The organism is Brachybacterium tyrofermentans, assembly GCF_039526165.1.
GTDB classification, from domain to species: domain Bacteria; phylum Actinomycetota; class Actinomycetes; order Actinomycetales; family Dermabacteraceae; genus Brachybacterium; species Brachybacterium tyrofermentans.
The window spans coordinates 294043-312476 of sequence record NZ_BAAAIR010000038.1 but is presented as its reverse complement, the minus strand read 5'-3'; the positions used below and the strand labels follow the sequence as shown (position 1 = coordinate 312476).

At 70.8% G+C, this 18434-nt stretch carries 22 protein-coding genes; 10 read left to right on the top strand and 12 right to left on the bottom strand.

Going from position 1 to position 18434, the window contains the following annotated elements; all coding sequences use genetic code 11:
• Window positions 1-387 precede the first annotated feature (387 nt).
• Window positions 388-1368: an LLM class flavin-dependent oxidoreductase gene (locus tag ABD093_RS10990; RefSeq protein ID WP_343924448.1), complete on the bottom strand. Its 981-nt coding sequence runs from the start codon at window positions 1366-1368 to the stop codon at window positions 388-390.
• On the opposite strand from ABD093_RS10990, the gene ABD093_RS10985 reads away from it, so the two are divergent.
• The 3 genes from ABD093_RS10985 (at window position 1367) to ABD093_RS10975 (ending at window position 3051) form a co-directional block, all read left to right on the top strand.
• Entirely contained in the window at window positions 1367-2185 is an 819-nt protein-coding gene (locus ABD093_RS10985; RefSeq protein WP_343924446.1) for a GNAT family N-acetyltransferase, read from the top strand. The two genes, ABD093_RS10990 and ABD093_RS10985, sit on opposite strands and share 2 nt — an antisense overlap.
• Before the next feature lie 78 nt (window positions 2186-2263).
• Window positions 2264-2569, top strand: coding sequence for a hypothetical protein (locus ABD093_RS10980; protein ID WP_343924444.1), 306 nt, complete (start codon window positions 2264-2266; stop codon window positions 2567-2569).
• Entirely contained in the window at window positions 2566-3051 is a 486-nt protein-coding gene (locus ABD093_RS10975; RefSeq protein ID WP_343924442.1) for a GNAT family N-acetyltransferase, read from the top strand. Before ABD093_RS10980 ends, ABD093_RS10975 begins: the two co-directional genes overlap by 4 nt.
• Window positions 3052-3063: 12 nt before the next feature.
• Here the strand turns inward: ABD093_RS10975 and ABD093_RS10970 are convergent, their stop codons facing one another.
• Entirely contained in the window at window positions 3064-3375 is a 312-nt protein-coding gene (locus ABD093_RS10970) for a hypothetical protein (protein ID WP_343924440.1), read from the bottom strand.
• A gap of 60 nt (window positions 3376-3435) precedes the next feature.
• Window positions 3436-3657 (bottom strand): hypothetical protein, encoded by a 222-nt coding sequence (locus ABD093_RS10965; RefSeq protein WP_226850689.1) that lies wholly within the window; start codon window positions 3655-3657, stop codon window positions 3436-3438.
• Between the two features lie 121 nt (window positions 3658-3778).
• On the opposite strand from ABD093_RS10965, the gene ABD093_RS10960 reads away from it, so the two are divergent.
• On the top strand, window positions 3779-4795 hold the full coding sequence (locus ABD093_RS10960; protein WP_425546252.1) for an aldo/keto reductase: 1017 nt from the start codon (window positions 3779-3781) through the stop codon (window positions 4793-4795).
• Window positions 4796-4874: 79 nt separating this feature from the next.
• Here the strand turns inward: ABD093_RS10960 and ABD093_RS10955 are convergent, their stop codons facing one another.
• A complete protein-coding gene (locus ABD093_RS10955) occupies window positions 4875-5567 on the bottom strand; it encodes a histidine phosphatase family protein (protein WP_343924438.1) in 693 nt (230 codons plus the stop codon).
• Window positions 5568-5696: 129 nt separating this feature from the next.
• Here ABD093_RS10955 and ABD093_RS10950 point away from each other — a divergent pair, with 129 nt between their 5' ends.
• Window positions 5697-6692 (top strand): dihydroxyacetone kinase subunit DhaK, encoded by a 996-nt coding sequence (locus ABD093_RS10950; RefSeq protein WP_343924436.1) that lies wholly within the window; start codon window positions 5697-5699, stop codon window positions 6690-6692.
• 11 nt (window positions 6693-6703) lie between these two features.
• A complete protein-coding gene (locus ABD093_RS10945) occupies window positions 6704-7396 on the top strand; it encodes a DAK2 domain-containing protein (protein WP_343924434.1) in 693 nt (230 codons plus the stop codon).
• A gap of 93 nt (window positions 7397-7489) precedes the next feature.
• Here the strand turns inward: ABD093_RS10945 and ABD093_RS10940 are convergent, their stop codons facing one another.
• Window positions 7490-8284 (bottom strand): hypothetical protein, encoded by a 795-nt coding sequence (locus tag ABD093_RS10940; RefSeq protein WP_343924432.1) that lies wholly within the window; start codon window positions 8282-8284, stop codon window positions 7490-7492.
• 9 nt (window positions 8285-8293) lie between these two features.
• Entirely contained in the window at window positions 8294-8710 is a 417-nt protein-coding gene (locus ABD093_RS10935) for a hypothetical protein (RefSeq protein ID WP_226850691.1), read from the bottom strand.
• 219 nt (window positions 8711-8929) lie between these two features.
• Between ABD093_RS10935 and ABD093_RS10930 the strand changes: the two genes are divergently transcribed.
• Complete coding sequence (locus ABD093_RS10930) at window positions 8930-9754, top strand: sulfite exporter TauE/SafE family protein (protein ID WP_319021651.1); 825 nt, start codon at window positions 8930-8932, stop codon at window positions 9752-9754.
• A 39-nt stretch (window positions 9755-9793) separates the two neighbouring features.
• Here the strand turns inward: ABD093_RS10930 and ABD093_RS10925 are convergent, their stop codons facing one another.
• A complete protein-coding gene (locus tag ABD093_RS10925; protein WP_193118661.1) occupies window positions 9794-10762 on the bottom strand; it encodes a helix-turn-helix transcriptional regulator in 969 nt (322 codons plus the stop codon).
• 119 nt (window positions 10763-10881) lie between these two features.
• Between ABD093_RS10925 and ABD093_RS10920 the strand changes: the two genes are divergently transcribed.
• Window positions 10882-11457, top strand: coding sequence for a mycothiol transferase (locus ABD093_RS10920; RefSeq protein WP_193118662.1), 576 nt, complete (start codon window positions 10882-10884; stop codon window positions 11455-11457).
• Between the two features lie 88 nt (window positions 11458-11545).
• Complete coding sequence (locus ABD093_RS10915; RefSeq protein WP_343924428.1) at window positions 11546-12169, top strand: DinB family protein; 624 nt, start codon at window positions 11546-11548, stop codon at window positions 12167-12169.
• A gap of 52 nt (window positions 12170-12221) precedes the next feature.
• Here the strand turns inward: ABD093_RS10915 and ABD093_RS10910 are convergent, their stop codons facing one another.
• The 4 genes from ABD093_RS10910 to ABD093_RS10895 form a co-directional block, all read right to left on the bottom strand.
• Window positions 12222-13448 (bottom strand): MFS transporter, encoded by a 1227-nt coding sequence (locus ABD093_RS10910; protein ID WP_343924426.1) that lies wholly within the window; start codon window positions 13446-13448, stop codon window positions 12222-12224.
• Window positions 13449-13716: 268 nt separating this feature from the next.
• Window positions 13717-14730 carry a Gfo/Idh/MocA family protein gene (locus tag ABD093_RS10905; protein WP_193118665.1) on the bottom strand — a complete coding sequence of 338 codons (1014 nt, stop codon included), beginning with the start codon at window positions 14728-14730 and terminating at the stop codon, window positions 13717-13719.
• Window positions 14731-14870: 140 nt separating this feature from the next.
• Window positions 14871-15833, bottom strand: coding sequence for a Gfo/Idh/MocA family protein (locus ABD093_RS10900; protein ID WP_193118666.1), 963 nt, complete (start codon window positions 15831-15833; stop codon window positions 14871-14873).
• A gap of 212 nt (window positions 15834-16045) precedes the next feature.
• Window positions 16046-16549, bottom strand: coding sequence for a DUF3592 domain-containing protein (locus tag ABD093_RS10895; protein WP_343924467.1), 504 nt, complete (start codon window positions 16547-16549; stop codon window positions 16046-16048).
• A 265-nt stretch (window positions 16550-16814) separates the two neighbouring features.
• Between ABD093_RS10895 and ABD093_RS10890 the strand changes: the two genes are divergently transcribed.
• Window positions 16815-17531: a hypothetical protein gene (locus tag ABD093_RS10890; RefSeq protein WP_343924423.1), complete on the top strand. Its 717-nt coding sequence runs from the start codon at window positions 16815-16817 to the stop codon at window positions 17529-17531.
• Here the strand turns inward: ABD093_RS10890 and ABD093_RS10885 are convergent.
• Window positions 17487-18284 (bottom strand): IclR family transcriptional regulator, encoded by a 798-nt coding sequence (locus ABD093_RS10885; protein ID WP_343924421.1) that lies wholly within the window; start codon window positions 18282-18284, stop codon window positions 17487-17489. The two genes, ABD093_RS10890 and ABD093_RS10885, sit on opposite strands and share 45 nt — an antisense overlap.
• Window positions 18285-18434: the final 150 nt, after the last annotated feature.

The window sequence follows — 18434 nt, the reverse complement described above, 5'->3', positions numbered from 1 at the left end:
CCGTTCTACGTCAACGACGCGACGCTCCCCATCACCACGAACCGGGAAGAGCCCGTCTATGCCACCTTTTCGCCAAGGCACTGGAGGCACACGGCCACGTCGGCGATGACGCTCAGGATGACGTCGACTCGGCGACCGACTGACCTAAGCATCTGCGCAGTCCGTCGGATGCGAAGGGCCTGCGAGGTGTCGTAGGGCGTCAAGCCGGGGCAGGTGGAGCTGCCGGCGAGGCGACAAACCGGGTGCCGCCGGTGTACGAAGAGGCGACCCGCGCGCTCGCCGACGGATCGATCGATGCGGCGGACACCTCCCTGTGGGACACCCTCCCCACCCAGGAGTGGAACCCCGGCGAATGACGAGCTGACGAGCCGCGGCAGGCAGTGACCCTCACCCCAGATACGCCTCGGCCAGCAGCTCGGCGGACCGCAACCGCTGCTCCACCTGCGGTCCCTGGTGGGCGATGATCAGCTCGTCGGCTCCGGTCTGCTCGGCGAACTCGGTGACCTTGTCCCGGACCACGCCGGGGGTGCCGACGGCGCTGTAGGTCGCCATCTGGTGCAGGTGCGAGGCCTGGGGAGCGGCGAGCAGCTCATCGGCCTGCTCGTCGGTGTACTCGGTGCCCGGCTGGAGCAGCAGCGCCACCCGGCTGCGCATCATCTCGTGCTGCTGACGCTCGGCGTCGGCCTGGTCGTCCGCGGCGATGACGTTGAAACCGGCGATCACGTGAGGCGCCTCGAGCTGCTCGGACGGCTGGAACTCGCGGCGGTACAGCGCGATGGCCTCATGCAGGGCGCCCGGGGAGAAGTGCGAGGCGAAGGCGTACGGGAGGCCAAGGGTGGCGGCGAGACCGGCGCCGAACAGCGAGGAGCCGAGGATGTACAGCGGGACGTCGGTCCCCTTGCCCGGGTAGGCGTTCACTCCCGGGATCCGGGACTGTCCTTGCAGGTAGGCCTGCAGCTCCATGACGTCCTCGGGGAAGGTGTCGGCTTTGGCGCCGCTGCGCCGCAGTGCGCGCATCGTGTTCTGGTCGGTGCCCGGCGCCCGGCCCAGCCCCAGGTCGATCCGCCCCGGGTGGAGCGTCTCGAGGGTGCCGAACTGCTCGGCGATCACCAGCGGGGCGTGGTTGGGCAGCATGATGCCGCCCGCTCCGAGCCGGATGGTCCTGGTGTGCGCCGCGACGTGGGCGAGCAGCACCGACGTGGCGGAGGACCCGATCGACGCCATGTTGTGGTGCTCGGCGTACCAGACCCGCTCGTATCCGGTCTCCTCCGCTTTCTGGGCGAGGGCGACCGTGCCCTCCAGCGCCTGCGCCATGGTCTGATCGCGGGCAGCGGTGGCGAGGTCGAGGATCGAGAGCGGGACGGGCATGGAGCACCTTTCAACGGGAGGCGGCGCCGGACGGCGCAGCACCTGCCCGAGCAACGCCCACGGCCTCGATTCTCTTCCCGGTCGCTCCCTCCCAGGGTGGTCGTTGGTGGGTTGCCGGCGAGGCGATAAACCGGGTGCCGCCGGCGTGAGCGCCGAATACGCTCCACACATGTACAGCTACCCTCCGCTGAATCTGAGCGTCAGCACGCCACGGCTCGAACTGCGCGGCGCGACGGATGACCTGCTCGAGGAGCTGGTGCCCGTGGTCCGGGCGGGTCTGGCAGATGCGGAGCCGCCGCCGTTCGACGACCCGATGTCGCTGTACGAGCCCGATCCGGACCTGCGGGTCCAGAAGTGGCTGCAGGGGATCTGGCGCGGTCGAGGCAGCGTCACCCCTGACTTCTGGAGGCTCAACCTGGTGGTCCTCATCGATGGCCGCCCATCGGGAATGCAGGACATCATCGGGACCAGCTTCGACACCTACGGAACCGCGGTCACGTTCTCGTGGCTGTCCGCCGAACTCCGTGGCAGGGGCTTGGGGCGGGAGATGCGAGAAGCCGCGCTCCACCTGTGTTTCGAAGGGTTCGAGGCCGCCGAGGCGAGCAGCGAAGCCTTCCTGGACAACGTCGGGTCGAACCGGGTCTCGCAGGCCCTCGGGTATGAACGCAACGGCACGACCTGGGCCACTCGCAGGGGACAACCCGAACAGATGCAGCGTTGGCGCATCACGCGAGAGAAATGGCTTCCCGCGAGACGCGACGACATCACGATGACGGGCGTCGACGCCTGTCGAGAGACCTTCGGCCAGAGCCCCTGACCGATGGCCTGAACATCGAAGGCGACCAGGTCGGAATCGAACGACCAGGTCGGAATCGACCGGAGGAGAAGCCCCGCCATGGACGTCACCGCCTACCTCGATCCCCTGGGCGATCCCACGCCTGTCCGCTGCTATCTGGTGCGGAGATGGGTCCCCGGGCGCACCGAGCTCCACGGGTGGAGCACCGCGGACTGGCGACTCTGCGATGTCGGCACTGTCGAGGACGCGATCGCCTGGGCGCGGGAGCGGGCCGCAGGATCGCCCTGCGAGGTCTTCGTGGTCGATGGGGTCGCAGGGAACTATCCGCTGCGGCTCTGGGGTGCCGCGCCGGACGACGCGTCGACGACCATCGGCATCCCGTTGCGGAGAGAGGACCTGTCATGACGGAGACCGTCGCACTTCGCACCCTGCGTGTCACGGACGCCGCCGAGATGGCGGTCGTTCTCGCGCACCCCGACCTCTACCGGTACACGGGCGGGGAGCCGCCCAGCGAAGCTGACCTCGAGCGGCTGTATGCCATCCAGACGCGGGGACGATCTGCCGACGGAGCCGAGGAATGGCTCAACGACATCGTCGTCATCGGGGACGATCAGCGAGCTGTCGGCTTCGTCCAGGCGACTCTTCCGACGGATCAGCGGACAGCGGAGATCTCCTGGGTGATCGGCCACCCGTGGCAGCGGCGCGGATACGCGGGTCGCGCTGTGCAGCTGCTCGCGGACAGCCTTCGCACTCGAGGAGTCACGCAGGTCATCGCGCACATCCATCCAGATCACGTGGCGTCCCAGCGCGTCGCCGAGCGGCTCGGCATGAGCCCGACCGACGTCGTCGTCGATGGGGAGACACGGTGGACAGCGCCCCTGGCGTGAGCACTTAAAGGGCTACGCCTGGTGAGGGACATCCACCGTGAAGGGCTGGTGGTTGAGGAACCCGTTCCTCGCGATGACGAGCTGTCGTCGGCCCGAGGTCACCTCGACCTCCGTCTCATCGAGCCCGAGCAGTCCGGTCGTCCCGCGGTAGCGGGCACCGCCGGCGACTGTATGGAGTCCGGGCTCGACGTGAACGTCCGTCGGCCGCCCCCATCGGCCGGAGTGCTCGGTCCCATCGACGAGGGCAGCCGGGCGAGCGAAGACCCGGAGAAACCACCCGTTGATCCAATGGGTCCGTGGAACCACAGAGAGCGTCGACTGCATGCATCGATCCTAGAAGCCCCGGCGGATAGGCGCTGGGTGGACGGCCAGGGCCCGCAGGTGTCAGGCGATGTTCGAGTCGTGGTGCTTGGCGGCCTCGGCGACGACCTCGTCGGTCCACTCCTCCTCGGGCACCATCCGCGCGAGCTCCCAGCGCTGGTGCACCGGGCACTTCTGGAAGCGGCGGTTGCCGAGGCGGATGGCTGTGAACGATACGAGCGGGAACCACACGGTCTCGTAGTAGGCGCCCTTGCTGCACTGCACGATCGCCTGGTCAATATCCATATTTGCAGGCTACCCCCGGCCGCGGAGCAGTTCCCGCGCTCGGTCGCCGTCTGGAAGACTGGGACGTGCACCTGGCGTCGCTGCTCAGCGGCGCCCTGACGAACTGAGGTCGATGATGTCCCTGCAGTACCGCACCCCCTCCCGCCTGGGCCGACCGCTGTCCGTGATCGGGCAGGGCTGCTGGCAGATCGGCGCCGACTGGGGCGACGTCTCCGACGAGTCCGCGAACGCCGTGCTCGACGCGGCCCGCGAGGCCGGCGTGACCTTCTTCGACACCGCCGACGTCTACGGGGACGGCCGCAGCGAGCGTCTGGTGGGCCAGATGCGTCAGCGCGCGGCGAGTGCCGAGGGCCCGTCGGCCCCGCTGTTCGTGGCCACCAAGGCGTCACGTCGGGCGGATCCCTTCGCCCCGGAGTCCTTCACCGAGGAGAACCTCCGGGCATGGGTGGAGCGCTCGCGGCAGAACCTCGCCACCGACACCCTTGATCTTGTGCAGCTGCACTGCCCGCCGCCCGCGATCTACCGCGATGACCAGGTGTTCGACGTGCTCGACACCCTGGCCGAGGAGAAGAAGATCGCCGCGTGGGGCGTCAGCGTCGAGACTTGCGAAGAGGCGCTGATCAGCCTCGAGCGCGAGCACCTCGCCTCGATCCAGATCATCCTGAACCCGTTCCGCCTCAAGCCTCTCGAGCAGGTCGTGCCCCGGGCCCGGGAGAAGGACGTGGCGATCATCGCCCGCGTCCCGCTCGCCTCCGGCCTGCTGACCGGCAAGTTCTCCGCGGACACCACCTTCGCCGCCGACGACCACCGCAGCTTCAACCGCCACGGCGAAGCCTTCGACCAGGGCGAGACCTTCGCCGGCGTCGAGTACGAGCTGGGCCTGGAGGCCGTCGCGCGCCTCGAGCACGCGCTGCGCTGGGAGATGCCGCTGCCGGAGGCGTCGCTGCGCTGGATCCTCGCCCAGGACGGCGTGACCGCCGCGATCCCCGGGGCCAGCAACGGCGAGCAGGCCCGGCGCAACGCCGCCGCGGGCAGCGTCGCCACCGACGAGCAGCAGCAGATCCTCGACCGCTTCGACGAGGCCGTGCGCGAGACCTACGACGAGCTGCTGCGGGAGTCGATCCACCCGCGCTGGTGAGCAGGAGCGGTGTCGCGGGCCGGACCCGGACCACGACGGCCCGGCGGGAGGCGCACGACGAGCGCCCGCTCGCCCGATCTCATGCGTCGTCTGCCGCGTCCTGAACCGCATCGGTGGTGTCGTCGGCCGTGACGTCGTGGCGGGTGTCGCCGCGCAGATGCGCACCGCCGACGGGGTCGTTGACCCACGAGCTCAGCTCCCAGCCGTGATCGGGATGCCCCGCCAGCACCACCAGGCCCGTGTTGTACAACGGCTGGTCGTCCAGCGTCTCGAGGTCCAGCGCCGCCGCGACGGTGGCGTAGATGCGGATCGCGGCGCCGTGGCTGACGACGGCGACGGTGGCGTCCTCGGGATGCTGCGCGGCGATCGTGCGCAGCGCGGCCTCGTAGCGACCGAAGAAGGTGCGCCCGTCCTCGCCGCCGGCGATCGCATGGTCGAGGTCGCCCTCTGCCCAGCGCACGAGGTTCTCCTGGTAGGCGGCGATCGCCTCGTGGTCGCGGCTCATCTCGTGGTCCCCGGCCGCGATCTCCTCGAGACCCTCGGTGACTTCGGCGGTGAGCCCGCGTGCGGACGCCAGGGGAGCGGCGGTCTGCTGAGTGCGCAGCAGCGGGGAGACGTACAGGCCGGCGATCTCCTCCCCGGTCAGCGCCTCCGGCACCGCCCGGGCCTGTTCGCAGCCCAGGTCGGTCAACCCCGGGCCGGGGCGAGCGGTGTCGAGCGCACCGCGGACGTTGCTCGGGGTCTGGCCATGACGGATGAGGAGAAGACGCATGGCCAGGACCATAGGACACCTGGACCATCACCGCTCCCAGCGGGCCGCGTCCGGACTCGGCCACGTCACGGGGGCGCCCCCCCCCGGCACGGCGTAGCCTGAGCGCAACCCTGTGCGAAAGGAGCGCCCGTGCGCCGCAGCATCGTGAACGACGCCGATGACCTGATCCCCGAGGCCCTCGAGGGCCTCGCCCTGACCCATCCGTCGATGCTCACCCTGGACACCGAGCACCGCTTCCTCACCCGCGCCGAGCCCGCCCGGGACAAGGTCGGCCTGGTCTCCGGCGGCGGCTCCGGCCATGAGCCGCTGCACGCCGGGTTCGTCGGCACCGGGATGCTGGACGTCGCGGTCGCCGGCGCCGTGTTCGCCAGCCCGACCGCCCTGCAGGTCCTGGCGGCCACGAAGGCGGCCGACGCGGGCCGCGGCGTGGTCCAGATCGTCAAGAACTACACCGGCGACGTGCTGAACTTCCGCATCGCCGGGGAGATCAGCGGGGACGACGCGATCGACACCGAGATCGTGCTCGTGGACGATGACGTCGCCACCGACAGCGGGGACGACGGCCCCGGGCGCCGCGGCACCGCCGCCACCGTGATCGTCGAGAAGGTGTGCGGAGCGGCCGCGGAGGAGGGCGCGAGCCTCGCGGAGGTCGCGGCGATCGGACGTCGCGCCGCGGCGTCGGCCCGCACCATGTCCCTGGCGCTCGCAGCCGGCACCCACCCGGGCGATGACCGCCCCCAATTCGACCTCGGGGACGACGAGGTCGAGCTCGGCGTGGGCATCCACGGCGAACGGGCCGCGAAGCGCGCCTCCTTCACCGACGCGAACGGGCTCACCGACCTCCTGCTCGAGCCGCTGCTGGCCGAGCTCGACCTGAGCCGCGGCGACGAGGTCGTCGCGATCGTCAACGGCCTGGGCTCCACCTACCCCCTCGAGCTGCAGCTCGTCGCCCGCGCCCTGCACCACCGCCTCGGCGACGCGGGCGTCGAGATCAGCCGCTGGCTCGTCGGCTCCTATGTGACCAGCCTGGACATGCACGGGGTCTCGATCACCCTGATGCCCCTGGACGACGAGCTGCGCCGCCTCTGGGACGCCCCCGTCCGCACCCCCGCCCTGACCTGGTAAGGAACACACCCATGACTGAACAGACCCCCAGCAGGACCCTCCCCGCCGGGTTCGGCCGCGCCTTCGTCCTCACCCTGCGCGAAGCCCTCGAGGGCGCCGCGGACGACCTCGGCGACCTCGACCGCCGCGCCGGCGACGGCGACTTCGGCACCAACGTGCGCACCGCGATGAAGCACCTCGATGCGAACCTCGAGACCGACGAGCCCAGCAGCTACCGCGAGTACCTGACCGCGCTGTACATGGGGTGGCTCGGCGTGGGCGGCACCAGCGGCCCCCTCTTCGGCATGTTCTTCCGCGACCTCGCGAAGGCAGGGGAGGAGTCCGGCGCCGACGTTCCCACCGTCACCCAGTTCGCGGACGCGCTCGCCGCCGGCCAGGCCACCGTGCAGCGCTACGGCGAGGCAAAGGTGGGCGACAAGACGATGATCGACTCCCTCGACCCGGCCATCACCGCCCTGCGCGCGGCCCTCGAGGCAGATGCGGAGACCAGCGCCGTCGAGGCCCTGTTCGCGGCGGAGGATGCCGCTGTCGCGGGGGCCACCGCCACCGCGCAGACCACCGCCCGCCGTGGCCGTGCGAGCTACGTCGGCGACGCCTCGAAGGGCGTCATCGACCCCGGCTCCGCCGCCATGGCCATCGTGATCAGCTCCGCTCGTGCCGGCGCCGACGGCTCCGGCGTCGCCCACTTCGGCTGGATCGCCTGAGGCACCTGCCGTCCCGGATGCCGAGGAGCAGGGCACAGGTCCTGGTGCCCTGCGGCGATGCATGGAGGCCCTGCCTCGTCCCGATCGGCGAGCTCAGCGAGCCCTGATCCTGCAGTAGGCCTGTACTGCTGCGAGATCGGGGTCGTGCTCCCCGATCGAGGCGTGGTGCGTGATGGTTGTAGGCTCCGGCACCCCGCTGTCGACATCGCGCATCCAGTACGCCCAGCAGAGCCCCGTGCCCGTGGCCGGGTGTCCGTGCTTGGACAGGAACCTGACCCCCAGGGGGCGCGTTCCGTCGTCGAGAGTGACCTCATCACGAAGCACGCGGGCGATCGCAGTTGTCAGTGTCCGGTCGTCCCCGGTGAGGTGAGCGAGCGTCAGAGGTTCCTCGAGTTCGCCGTCGGCCGTCGGCCAGGGATGTTCGTGCAAGTCCTCGAGGGCGGTGATCGTCTCGGTGGCCGTGTTGTCGATCCACGAGCCAGCCGGAAATGCGAGGGCATAGACCCGCCTCCCTTCCCGGAAGGTGCGGGGGAGCCAGCTGGCCTTCATCGACCCGGTCTCGTCCCACTCGGCGACGATGTCGCGCCAGAGCTCGTCGAGATTCTTCCCGAGGGCGTCCGCGATCGGCTGGAGAGCGCGGCGCTCTCTGCTGACGTCGGTACGGTACGGCGCCAGCAGCTCCATATAGGCGGTGACCCGGTCAGCGCACGCGTAGATCGTCCGCCCGGGTGTGTCGTACCGGCTCCACGCCTCAGGGCCGCTGTTCGAAGCTCGAGCAACGGGGTCGAGAGGGCCGTAGGACTCGCGGGCGATGCGCAGAGCGGAGACCGGGCTCGCCACGAGGGCGAGCCCGGTCCGCGAACAGATCCGCTCATCTGGTGCGGGCATGAGCGCGCGTCAGCCGCTGAACGTGTCGTCGACCAGCGCCTCAGCGGCCGTCGCCACCTCCGGGAGGCGACCTTCGCGGATTGCATTCACCGGAGTGTCATAGCCCAGCCAGGGGTTCGCTCCGATGAACCACACCCGAGCGACGTGCTCCCCCTCCGCCTCGGCCACCTTCTGCCACTGTTCGTAGGCGAAGACGAGGCGCTTGATGGTCTCCGGTCGCGGCTGAGGACCTGTTGCCTTCGCCCACCTATGGGAGGACTTCGTATCGGAGGAGCCGGCCAGAGCCGAGACCAGCGTTCCACCCAGCGAGGCGTTCAGGCGCCGGGTGAGCTCCCGGATGTCCAGGGCGATCGCACGACGGTAGGCCGAGTCATGGATCGCACCAGCACCGGTCGAGGGTGCGGCAGAGGATGTCGTGGGGACCATGGGTGCCTCCGTTCTGAGGTCTATGCCCTCTACGATACTCGGACTTGTCCCCGCATGGCTACCCCTATGCCACGCAAATGCCACTGTTCTGCGCCCATTCGGGCCGCTTGCGGCCGTGGCAGAACGCGGCAGTCCTCTGGCTCGCTGGATCTGGTCGTCGGCACCCGGGTCGCGGACGGGCGCGGGGCGCGATGTTCTGCACTGGTAGCTTCAGTTCTCGTGTCCGACCTCGCTGCCCTGATCCCCACCCTCGGCGCCGCCACCTGGGTGCTGGTGATGATCGGTGCGCTCGTCGTGGGCCTGTCCAAGACCGCCATGCCCGGCGGCGGCACCATCGCCGTCGGCCTCTTCGCGCTCGCCCTGCCGGCGAAGGAATCCACCGCCGCGCTGCTGCTCCTGCTCATGGTCGGCGACGCGACCGCGCTATGGGTCTATCGGCGCGAGCCCGACGTGCGCACGCTGGTGCGACTGATCCCCAGCGTGCTCATCGGCATCGTGCTCGGCACGATCTTCTTCGCGACCGTGGGCGGGGACACCGTGCGCACCACGATCGGCGTGATCCTGCTGGTGCTGATCGCGGTGACCGTGTGGCGGCGGCGCTCGGCTCGCGTGAAGAAGTCGGCGGATCCGTCCGCGGCCGCGGACGCCGGCGACGCGACCGATCCGGCAGTCGCCCCGTCGGGCGCCGGGGTCGCGCTCAGCCGCGCCGGGTACGGGGTGCTGGGCGGCTTCACCACGATGGTCGCCAACGCCGGCGGCCCGGTGATGTCGATGTACTTCTACGCGATGCGGATGCCGGTGCTGACGTTCCTGGGCACCTCCGCCTGGTTCTTCGCGATCGTCAACGTCATCAAGCTGCCCTTCTCCGCCGGCCTCGGCCTCATCACGCGCGAGACCCTGGTCATGGACCTGATGCTGGTGCCGCTCGTGCTGATCGGCGCGTACTGCGGGGCGAAGATCGCGCGGCGGATCCCGCAGGCGGTCTTCGAGAAGCTGATCCTGGTGCTCACCGTCGTCTCGGCATTGGCACTGCTCGTCCTCTGAGCTCCGGTCCAGACGAGCCTCTGCCCCGAGGAACGCGGCTCAGCGGGCGTCAGCCGCCAGAGTGGCGGCGCCCGACCAGGTGCTGATCTCCTGGAGCACGGTGAGCAGCTCGGGCGGCTGGATCACCTCGATCGGTCCGCCCAGGCTGATCAGGTGCATGGCCACCCAGCGCAGATCTCCGCTGTCGGATCCGGCGCGCACGATGCACGCGTGCTCGCCGTCGGCCGTGACCGTCGCCGCCCGCACCGGGGTGAGCTTCTCGACCTCGTGGAGCGGCCGACGGATGCGGGCGACCACCGCCGTCGTGTACCCGCCCACGGTGATCGACTCGCGCACGGTGGCCTCGATGTCCGGCGTGGGCCGCGGCGTGATCGGGAAGGTGCTGGGATGCACGGTGTGCATGCGGTCCAGGCGGAAGGTGCGCCAGTCCTCGCGGTCCAGGTCCCAGGCGAACAGGTACCAGCGCCCGTCGACCGAGAGCACTCGCCGCGGCTCGATGCGGCGCTCCCCGCGCTCGCCGTTCCCCTTCTCGTAGTCCAGGCGCACCCGCAGCCCGTCCCGCACCGCGGTGGCCAGGGCGATCAGCACGGCGGCGCTCGCGGCGGGGACGGGCCGGGCCACCACGCCCAGGGCGTCGGTGACGGCGGAGACCTCCGAGCGGACCGTCGGCGGCAGGATGCGGTCCAGGGCTGCGAGCGCCCGCAGCGCCTCGGCGTCCAGCCCCTCGAGGCCCGAGGCGGCGGCGAGCCGCAGTCCCACGGCGACCGCCACCGCCTCCTGGGAGCCCAGCAGCAGCGGCGGCAGCTCCCGCCCGGCGCCGAGCTGATAGCCGCCGCCGTGCCCGGCCGAGGTGAGCACCGGGTAGCCCATCGAGCGCAGCCGGTCCACGTCCCGGCGCACGGTTCGCTCGGTCACGTCGAGCTCGCCGGCCAGCTCCGGGCCGGTCCACACGGTGCGGGACTGCAGCAGGGCGAGCAGTCGCAGGGCTCTGGTGGTCACGTTGCTCATGGGACGAGTCTGCCCGTCTTTGCGGACAGAAGCTGTCCGCTTCGGGGAGGAAGGTGGTTCTCGACCGCACAGGAGGGCATCGCGGACACCCGCAGCCCGCACCGAAGGAGAACAGACCCATGCCGTTTCTCACCGCAGAGACGACCGACGAGCTCGACAACCTCGCGACCTTCGCCCAGCAGCAGGTCGAGCAGGTCGCCACCACCCTCCATGGCCTGAGCCCCGAGCAGCTCCGCCAGGTCCCGAGCGCCTCGGGGATGAGCCTCGGTGCGCTGTCCCGGCACGTCCTCCTCATGGCGGAGACCGCGGCGCGGACCATCGCCGCGGCCCCCGAGGCAGGATCGGCCCCCGACCGCGCGCCGGAGCGGTACCAGGCCGAAGGCGGCCTCGCCCCGGAGGCCGCCCGTGAGGAGGACACCGCGGAGTCGCTGACCGAGCTGCTCCAGGCGGCGGGCCAGGACCTCGCGGACGCCATCCGCGGCACCGATCCCGAGACCCGGGGCCCGATGCCCGACCAGCCCTGGTTCGAGGGCCGCACGAGCTGGAGCATGCGGTGGTACGCCCTGCACCTGGTCGAGGAGAATGCCCGCCACGCCGGCCACGCGGACATCCTCCGCGAGAGCATCGACGGCAGGACCACTTACGAGCTCAACGCCCTCGCCGCCGGGCAGACCTGGCCGCCCGAGGGCTGGTGAGCCCGGACCCGAGGGACGGGATCGCGACCGCCGAGGATCGATGGCCGACGACTGACGGCCGACGACTGATGCCCAGGAGGAGAGCACGATGACCAGCAGCGACGCACCCACCGAGAGCGGCGACCCGGTCCCGGGAAAAGACGGGGACCTGCCCACCGTCCTGATCGATCAGATCGAGTTCCATGTCCGCGAGTTCCTGCGGCCACGGATCGAAGGGCTGAGCGACGAGGAGTACTTCTTTGACGCCACGGCCGACGGGACCGCCTGGACCGTTCACCCGCGCACACCCGAGGGCCTGGCGCCGCCCACGTCCATCCAGGGCGGCAGCGGGGACATGGTCATCGACTTCGAGTTCCCCGAGCCCGAACCCACACCGCTGACCACGATCGCGTGGCGCCTCGGGCACATCATCGTCGGTGTGCTCGGAGCACGCACCAACGCCCACTTCGACGGGCCGCCGGCGGACTACATGACCTGGGAGTACGCGGCGACAGCCCAGGAGGCGCTGGCCCAGTTCGACGCCGGGTACGACCGCTGGATCACGGGCGTCCGCTCCTGGAGCACGGAGGACCTCCAGGTCGCTGTGGGGGAGGCGGAAGGGCCGTGGGCCGAGTACTCCCGCGCCACCCTCGTCGCCCACATCAATCGCGAGCTCATCCACCACCTCGCCGAGATCGCGCTGCTGCGGGACCTCTGGGCGCACCGCGACTGAGGGGTGAGGGGTGAGGGTGAGGGGCTGAGAGCTGCAGGGAAGGTGCGGCGGCTCAGCCCGCGGGAGATGGGTCGATCGCTGCCGCTGACCCTGCGCGTGACCACCGGGCCACCAGCAGGTGCAGCGGCAGTGTGATGGCGAGAACGGCGGCCGCGACGAGCGGCAGATGCCCGGGCACGAGACCCGTCGTCAGCGCGATCCCGCCCACGCCCCCGCCCAGCGCGCCGCCGAGCGAGACGGCGCTGGCGTTCAGGGCCATGACCACGGCGACGGTTCCCGGGGCCATCGCCGCCAGGCGGGCCTGCTGGGGCACGGCGTGGCCGCCGTTGCCGATGCCGGCGAGCACGAACCAGACCAGGCTGAGCACCGCGAAGGCGACCGGCGCCGCGAGCTCGAAGGCGAGGGCTCCGAACAGGGCGTTCACGAGCAGTCCGCAGAGGATGACGGTGAGCACCCGCACCGGGGAGAAGCGGTCCACGAGCCGGCCCGTGATCGCGTTGCCGACCATGCTGGCCACGCCGTACGCGCACATGATCACGATCATCATCCAGCCGGCCGGGTGCGTCGGCTCCAGGATCAGCACCGCATAGGTGAAGCAGGTATAGCTCGCGCACAGCACCCCCGTGGAGACCAGCAGCCCGGCCACGAGGCGAGGCTGGGCCAGGGGCTTCAGCCGGGCCGCCAGCGTCGAGGAGGGGTAGCGCAGCGGGGGCAGGCGCAGCCCGATCCCGATCAGGGCGATGACCCCGACCGCGGAGACCAGGATCAGCGGGAATCGCCAGCTCGTCTGCCCGAGGATCAGGCCCACGGGCACCCCGAGCGCGGTGGCGGTCATCCAGCCGCCGAGCACGAAGGACAGCGCCCGGCCCCGATGCCGCTCCGCCACCAGGTGCACGACGTACCCGGTCACGGCGGCGCCCAGCAGGCACCCGCCGAGCGCAGCGATGACGCGTCCGCCGAGGGCGAGCGAGTACGTGGGGGCGATCGCGTTGAGCAGGTTGCCGACGATGAAGGTCGACAGGGCCGCCATGATCACGCGGCGCTGCTCCCAGCCGCTGGTGGTGGCCCCGAGGATCGGCCCGGCCACCGCGGAGGTCAGCGCGAAGACGGAGACGAGCTGCCCGGTGAGGGCCGGGGTGACATCGAGGTCGGCGGCGACGTCCGGCAGCAGGCCGGCAAGGACGTAGCCGTCGATGCCGGTGGTGAAGGTGGCCACGGCGAGCCAGATCAGCGTGCTGTACGGGACGCCCGTCGGGCTCGTGGACGCAGGACCTGACATGGCGGGGCCTTCGGGGGTGCTCACGAGGCGGGTGCCTCTCTATCGGTCGGTGCCAGGAGAGGGGTGGCAGGGGAACGGTGTGCGGACAAACGGCGTGCAGGCGAACCGTGCACGGACGAGCCGGGTGCGGACGCGCGGGGCGCAGGAGAGTCAGAAATGCGGCTCCAAGACCGATGATGCGCGAAACATCGGTCCTGGAGCCGCATTACCGGGGTGCGGGCCCGTCGGGCTAGCGGGCCCGGTGGTCCTGCCGGGCCCGCCCGTCGGGTCAGAGGCTGATGACGTCCGCGACCTGGCCGGTCTTGGAGGACTCGTAGGCCGCGAGGATCACGCCGAGCACGCTGACGCCCTCGACCTGGTTGTTGATCGGGCGCTTGCCGGTGGTGAGCACGTCCACGAAGTGGGAGATCTCCGCCGCGAAGGTGTCGACGTCCTCGTGCTCGAAGACCTGGGCCTCCTCGCCGCGCAGCTGCACGCGCAGGGTCGAGCCGTCCGAGCTCAGCGAACCCTTCTCGCCCACGGCGGAGAAGCGATCGGTGCCGGGCGCGGCGGCGTAGGCCCAGGAGGTCACGAGCTGGCCCACGGCGCCGTTGTCGAAGCGCACCAGCACCTGGGCGGAGTCCTCGCCCTCCATGAACTTCAGGCGGTGGGTGGAGAGCATCGCGAAGGCGCTGACCGGGGTGGCCCCGGCCAGGTGCAGCATCAGGTAGGTGGGGTGGTAGCCGGTGTCGATGAGCTCGCCGCCGCCGGAGGTGGCCGCGTGCCCGCGCCAGCCCATCGACTCCGGGTCGAAGTCGTTGAAGAAGGAGTCGGTGGTGCGCACCTCGTAGACCTGGCCGAGGGCACCGGAGTCGATGACCTCCTTGGCCTTGGCCACGGCCGGCATGAACAGCTGGTTGTGGGCGCACATGAGGGTCACACCGGTCTTCTCGATGACCTGGCTGACCGTGGTGGCCTCCTCCGGGGTGAGGCACAGCGGCTTCTCGCACAGGATGTGCTTGCCGGCCTCGGCCGCCGCGATGATCGCGGGGGTGTGGAGGTGGTGGGGGAGGCAGATGTCGACGGCGTCGATGTTGGGGTCCTTCACCATCTCGGTGAAGTCGCTGTACCCGGTCGCGCCGGTCTCCTCGACGCGCTTGGCGAGAGCTTCCTCGCTGGCGTCCGCGATCGCCGTGATCTTCACGCGGTCGGGGATCTGGGCGTAGCCCTTCAGGTGGGCGTTGGCGATGCCGCCGCCGCCGATGAGGCCGATGCGGACGGGGGACTGGACGGTGCTGGTCATGGGGTTCTCCTCAAGAGGGTGATGGGTGCTGCGGGGTGATGCTGGTGCTGCTGTGGTTCTGGGGCCGCGTCGTCTGGCACGTGGGAAGTGCCGGGCGACGCGGGGCCGTGGACACGCTGGACGAGCTCGCCCGACCGGTCTCAGGCGGCCGCGGCGGCGTTGGCCGCGACGACCAGCTCGGTCAGAGCCCGAGCGCGATCGAGGTTCTCGGTGGTCTCCTCGCCGGTGCGGATCGCCTGGACCCACTGGGCGAAGGGGTTCGGGATGTCCTCGGGGACCTCGATGACCGTGGGCCCGTCCCCGGTGTCCAGGACCATGGCGCCGTCGGCCCCGAGCCCGTAGGTGAGGGTCCCGGTGGTGCCCTGGACCTCGATGGAGAAGGGGCTGAACGGCGTCACGAAGCCGGTCTCGACCACGCCGATGGCGCCGTCGGGGCTGGTCACGGTGACCACCGCGTTGTCCTCGACGCCACGACCGGTCATATCGGTGTAGGTGGCCGAGGCGACGGTCACGTCGGTGCCCAGGATCAGCTGGGTCAGGTACGACGGGTGGGCCGCGAGGTCGCTGAACGCCCCGCCGATGGCCTCGGCCGGGTCGTAGAAGCGCGGAGGCAGCCAGTCGGCCGTCGAGCCGTTGTGCGCCAGGCGCACGCGGGAATAGCTCAGGCGGCCCAGCGAGCCGCCGTCGAGCACCTCGCGCAGGGCCACGGTGTACCCGTGGGCGAGGCGCGGCAGGGACACGGTGACCTGCACGCCGGCCGCGCGAGCGGCCTCGAGCAGCTCGTCGCACTCGGCCAGGGTGGGAGCCAGCAGCTTCTCGGTGAAGACATGCTTGCCGGCGGCGATGACCTTCCCGATCACCTCGCGGTGCACGGTGGTGGCGGTGGTGATGGTGACGCCGTCGAGATCCTCGCGGGCCAGCAGCTCGTCGAGATCGCCGACGAACTCGACGCCCACGGTCTCGGCGAGGGCCTTGCCGCGTTCGGCGTCGTCGTCCCAGACCGCGACGAGCTCGGTCTCGGGGTGGTTCTGGGCTTCTCGGGCGTATTCCTCAGCATGGACATGCCAAGCGGACAGGGCAGCAATGCGCAGCGGTGCGGACACGAATCCTCACGATCCAGGGTTGGGGGAGCGACGTGCCCGCAGGACTTACAGCCGCGTGATGGCTGTGACTCAGCCTACAGAGATTTCGCGGTCGCGCACACCTGCGGCCACCTTTTTTGCCAAAGACTTAACCGCTTCGTCCTGCAGGAGCGTGCATGCAGATGAGTGTCGAGGGGCTGGAGAGAGTTTCGGGGCAGGCCCTGGATGCGTCCCTAGAACCAGCCCAGCAGCACGCGCGCGGCCCACACCACGGCCAGCAGCCCGATGCCGCCGACGGCGAGCTGCTTGCCGACCTCCTTGGCGCGCGGGCCCCCGAGCATGTCGACGGCGTCGGCGATGTCGGACGGCGCGACGAAGCGCGTCGGGTCCTGCTCGTCGTACCGCACCTCGACCGCCTGCCCGGTGCGGTCCTCCATGCCGATGTCGGAGGTGCCCGCCTCGCCCTGCACCGCCTCCCCGGACTGCGTGGTGAAGGCGATCGTCTCGACCATGCGGCGCTCGAAGCCGCCCGGGAGGCGGGTGCGGTGCTCGGTGCTCCTGACCACAGTGCCCTGGGCGGCGAGGCCCGTCCTGCTCACCAGGCGGTAGGAGCGCACCAGCGCGATCGCGCCCACCATCCCCCGGATCAGGGAGCTGAGCACCGTGATGGCGACCCCGAGCAGAGCGATGCCCAGCACGATGGGCACCCCGTACCTCAGGTTGGTGAACATCTCCATGTCGAACACAGCGGGTCTCCTCGGGGTGGGACGTGGGCGGGCCGTGAACGGGCAGGTGGGTGGAACGCGGGATCAGAGTCCCACACCAGGAGGGCTGCGGCCGACGGGGCCTGACGGCAGGCCCCGCCTGCGTGGTGCCGGGAGGTCGTGGGGCGCCAGCAGATGGTGCGGCGCCGGGGCTCGTCGGGCTCGCGCAGGGCTCCCGCAGGTCACGGTTTCGCGTACTCCGCCCCCGCAGGGCCCGGAACGGGGGGACGATGTGGGCATGTCCCTCGATCTGGATCCCCTCGAGCTTCTCGCGGTCGCTCTGACCGCCGTGATGCTGGCCCTGCCGATCGCCTTCCCCCTCGCCGCGGCCGCCATCGCCGCCCCGCGCCGGCTGTGGAACGGGGCGGGGCTCGCCCTGGGTCTCGGGATCCTGTTCGGCGTCATCGCCGCCATCGCGGGACACTTCCTCCACCTGCACGGAACGGCCCTGGTGGTGTCCTCGCTCGGGCATCTGCTGGGCCTGTCCCTCGCGGTCGTCGCGAGCGTCGTCATCGTGATCCGCTCCGACGGGTCCTGGGTGACCGCGCTCATCGGCATCCTGGCCTGTGCCGTGATCGGGCTGGGGGAGCCCAGTCAGGCCCTCCCGGCACTGTTCGGGCTGTCGCAGTCGGTGATCGTGGTGGGCGCCGGAATCGTGATCGAGGCCGTCGTGATCGTGGTGGTGGTCGGTGCCCTGGTCGCCGCGGCCGGGCGGGTGCGGGCCCTGCAGATCGGCATCGCCGCTGCCGGGGCCGTGGCCGCGGTGATGATCGGCATCTCGGTGACCCTGCATCTGCTGCGCGGACGCATCGAGCTCGAGGCGGGCGGGGTCCCGATCGTCACGCAGCTGGTCGTGATCGTGGTGGTGCTCGTGATCGGCACCGTCGGCGGGGCGGTGCTCGAGCGATTCTCAGGCCGGCGGGGCGACGTCGAAGCCGGCGGGGGCCAGGCGTGAGAGCTCGGAGCGCAGCAGCTCCGCGACCTCCGTGCGGCGGCGCGCGCCCATCCGTTCGATCGGGCCGGTGACGCTGACCGCCAGGGACCGGCTGCCGGGTCGCACGAGGGCGACGCCCACGCAGGCGATGCCCTGCTCGTTCTCCTCGACCTCGGTGGACCAGCCGCGCTGCCCGGTCTCCTCGATGATGTCGGAGAGCCGTGCGATGTCGACGAGCTGTCCCGGCTCCCCGGTGTCCACCGCGGTGGCCTGGGCGTACGCCTCCAGGGCGATCCCGTGGACCCCGTCGGCCGCGAGCACTGCCCGACCCATGGCGGTGCGGGCCGCCGGGGCGCGCTTGCCGATGCTGGACCAGACGCGGACGGTGCGCTCGGGCTCGACCTTGTCCAGATAGAGCACGTTGGCACCGTCGAGCCGCCCCAGGTGCACGAGCTCCTGGGTGTGATGGGAGATCGCCGCGAGCGCCGGCGCGAAGAGCGTCGGCAGGTTCTCCCCGCGCTCGAAGTGCGCGGCCAGCAGCGGCACCGCGCTGCCCAGGCGGTAGCTCTGGTCCGCATCCGCCTGCTCGGCGAAGTCCCGGTGGATCAGGGCGCGCAGCAGCCGGTGCACGGAGGCCTTGTTCAGGCCGCTCTGCAAAGCGATGGCCCGCAGGGTCATGCCGTCCGGGCCGGCGCCGGCGAGGATCTCGAGCAGGATCAGCGCCTTGTCCACGCTGCCGACGGGGGAGGCGGTGGGGTCAGAGGTCGACGTCATGAGCCCCATTCTCCCCTCGCCGGGCCGTGCTGGGACGGCGTTGCCGACCCTGGACCAGAGCCCTATGCTTATCGCGCATCTTGAAACGGATGTTTTGCATACCGAAACGATACGTGATCCGGCGCGCTCTGTCAGCCCGTCGGGATCAGC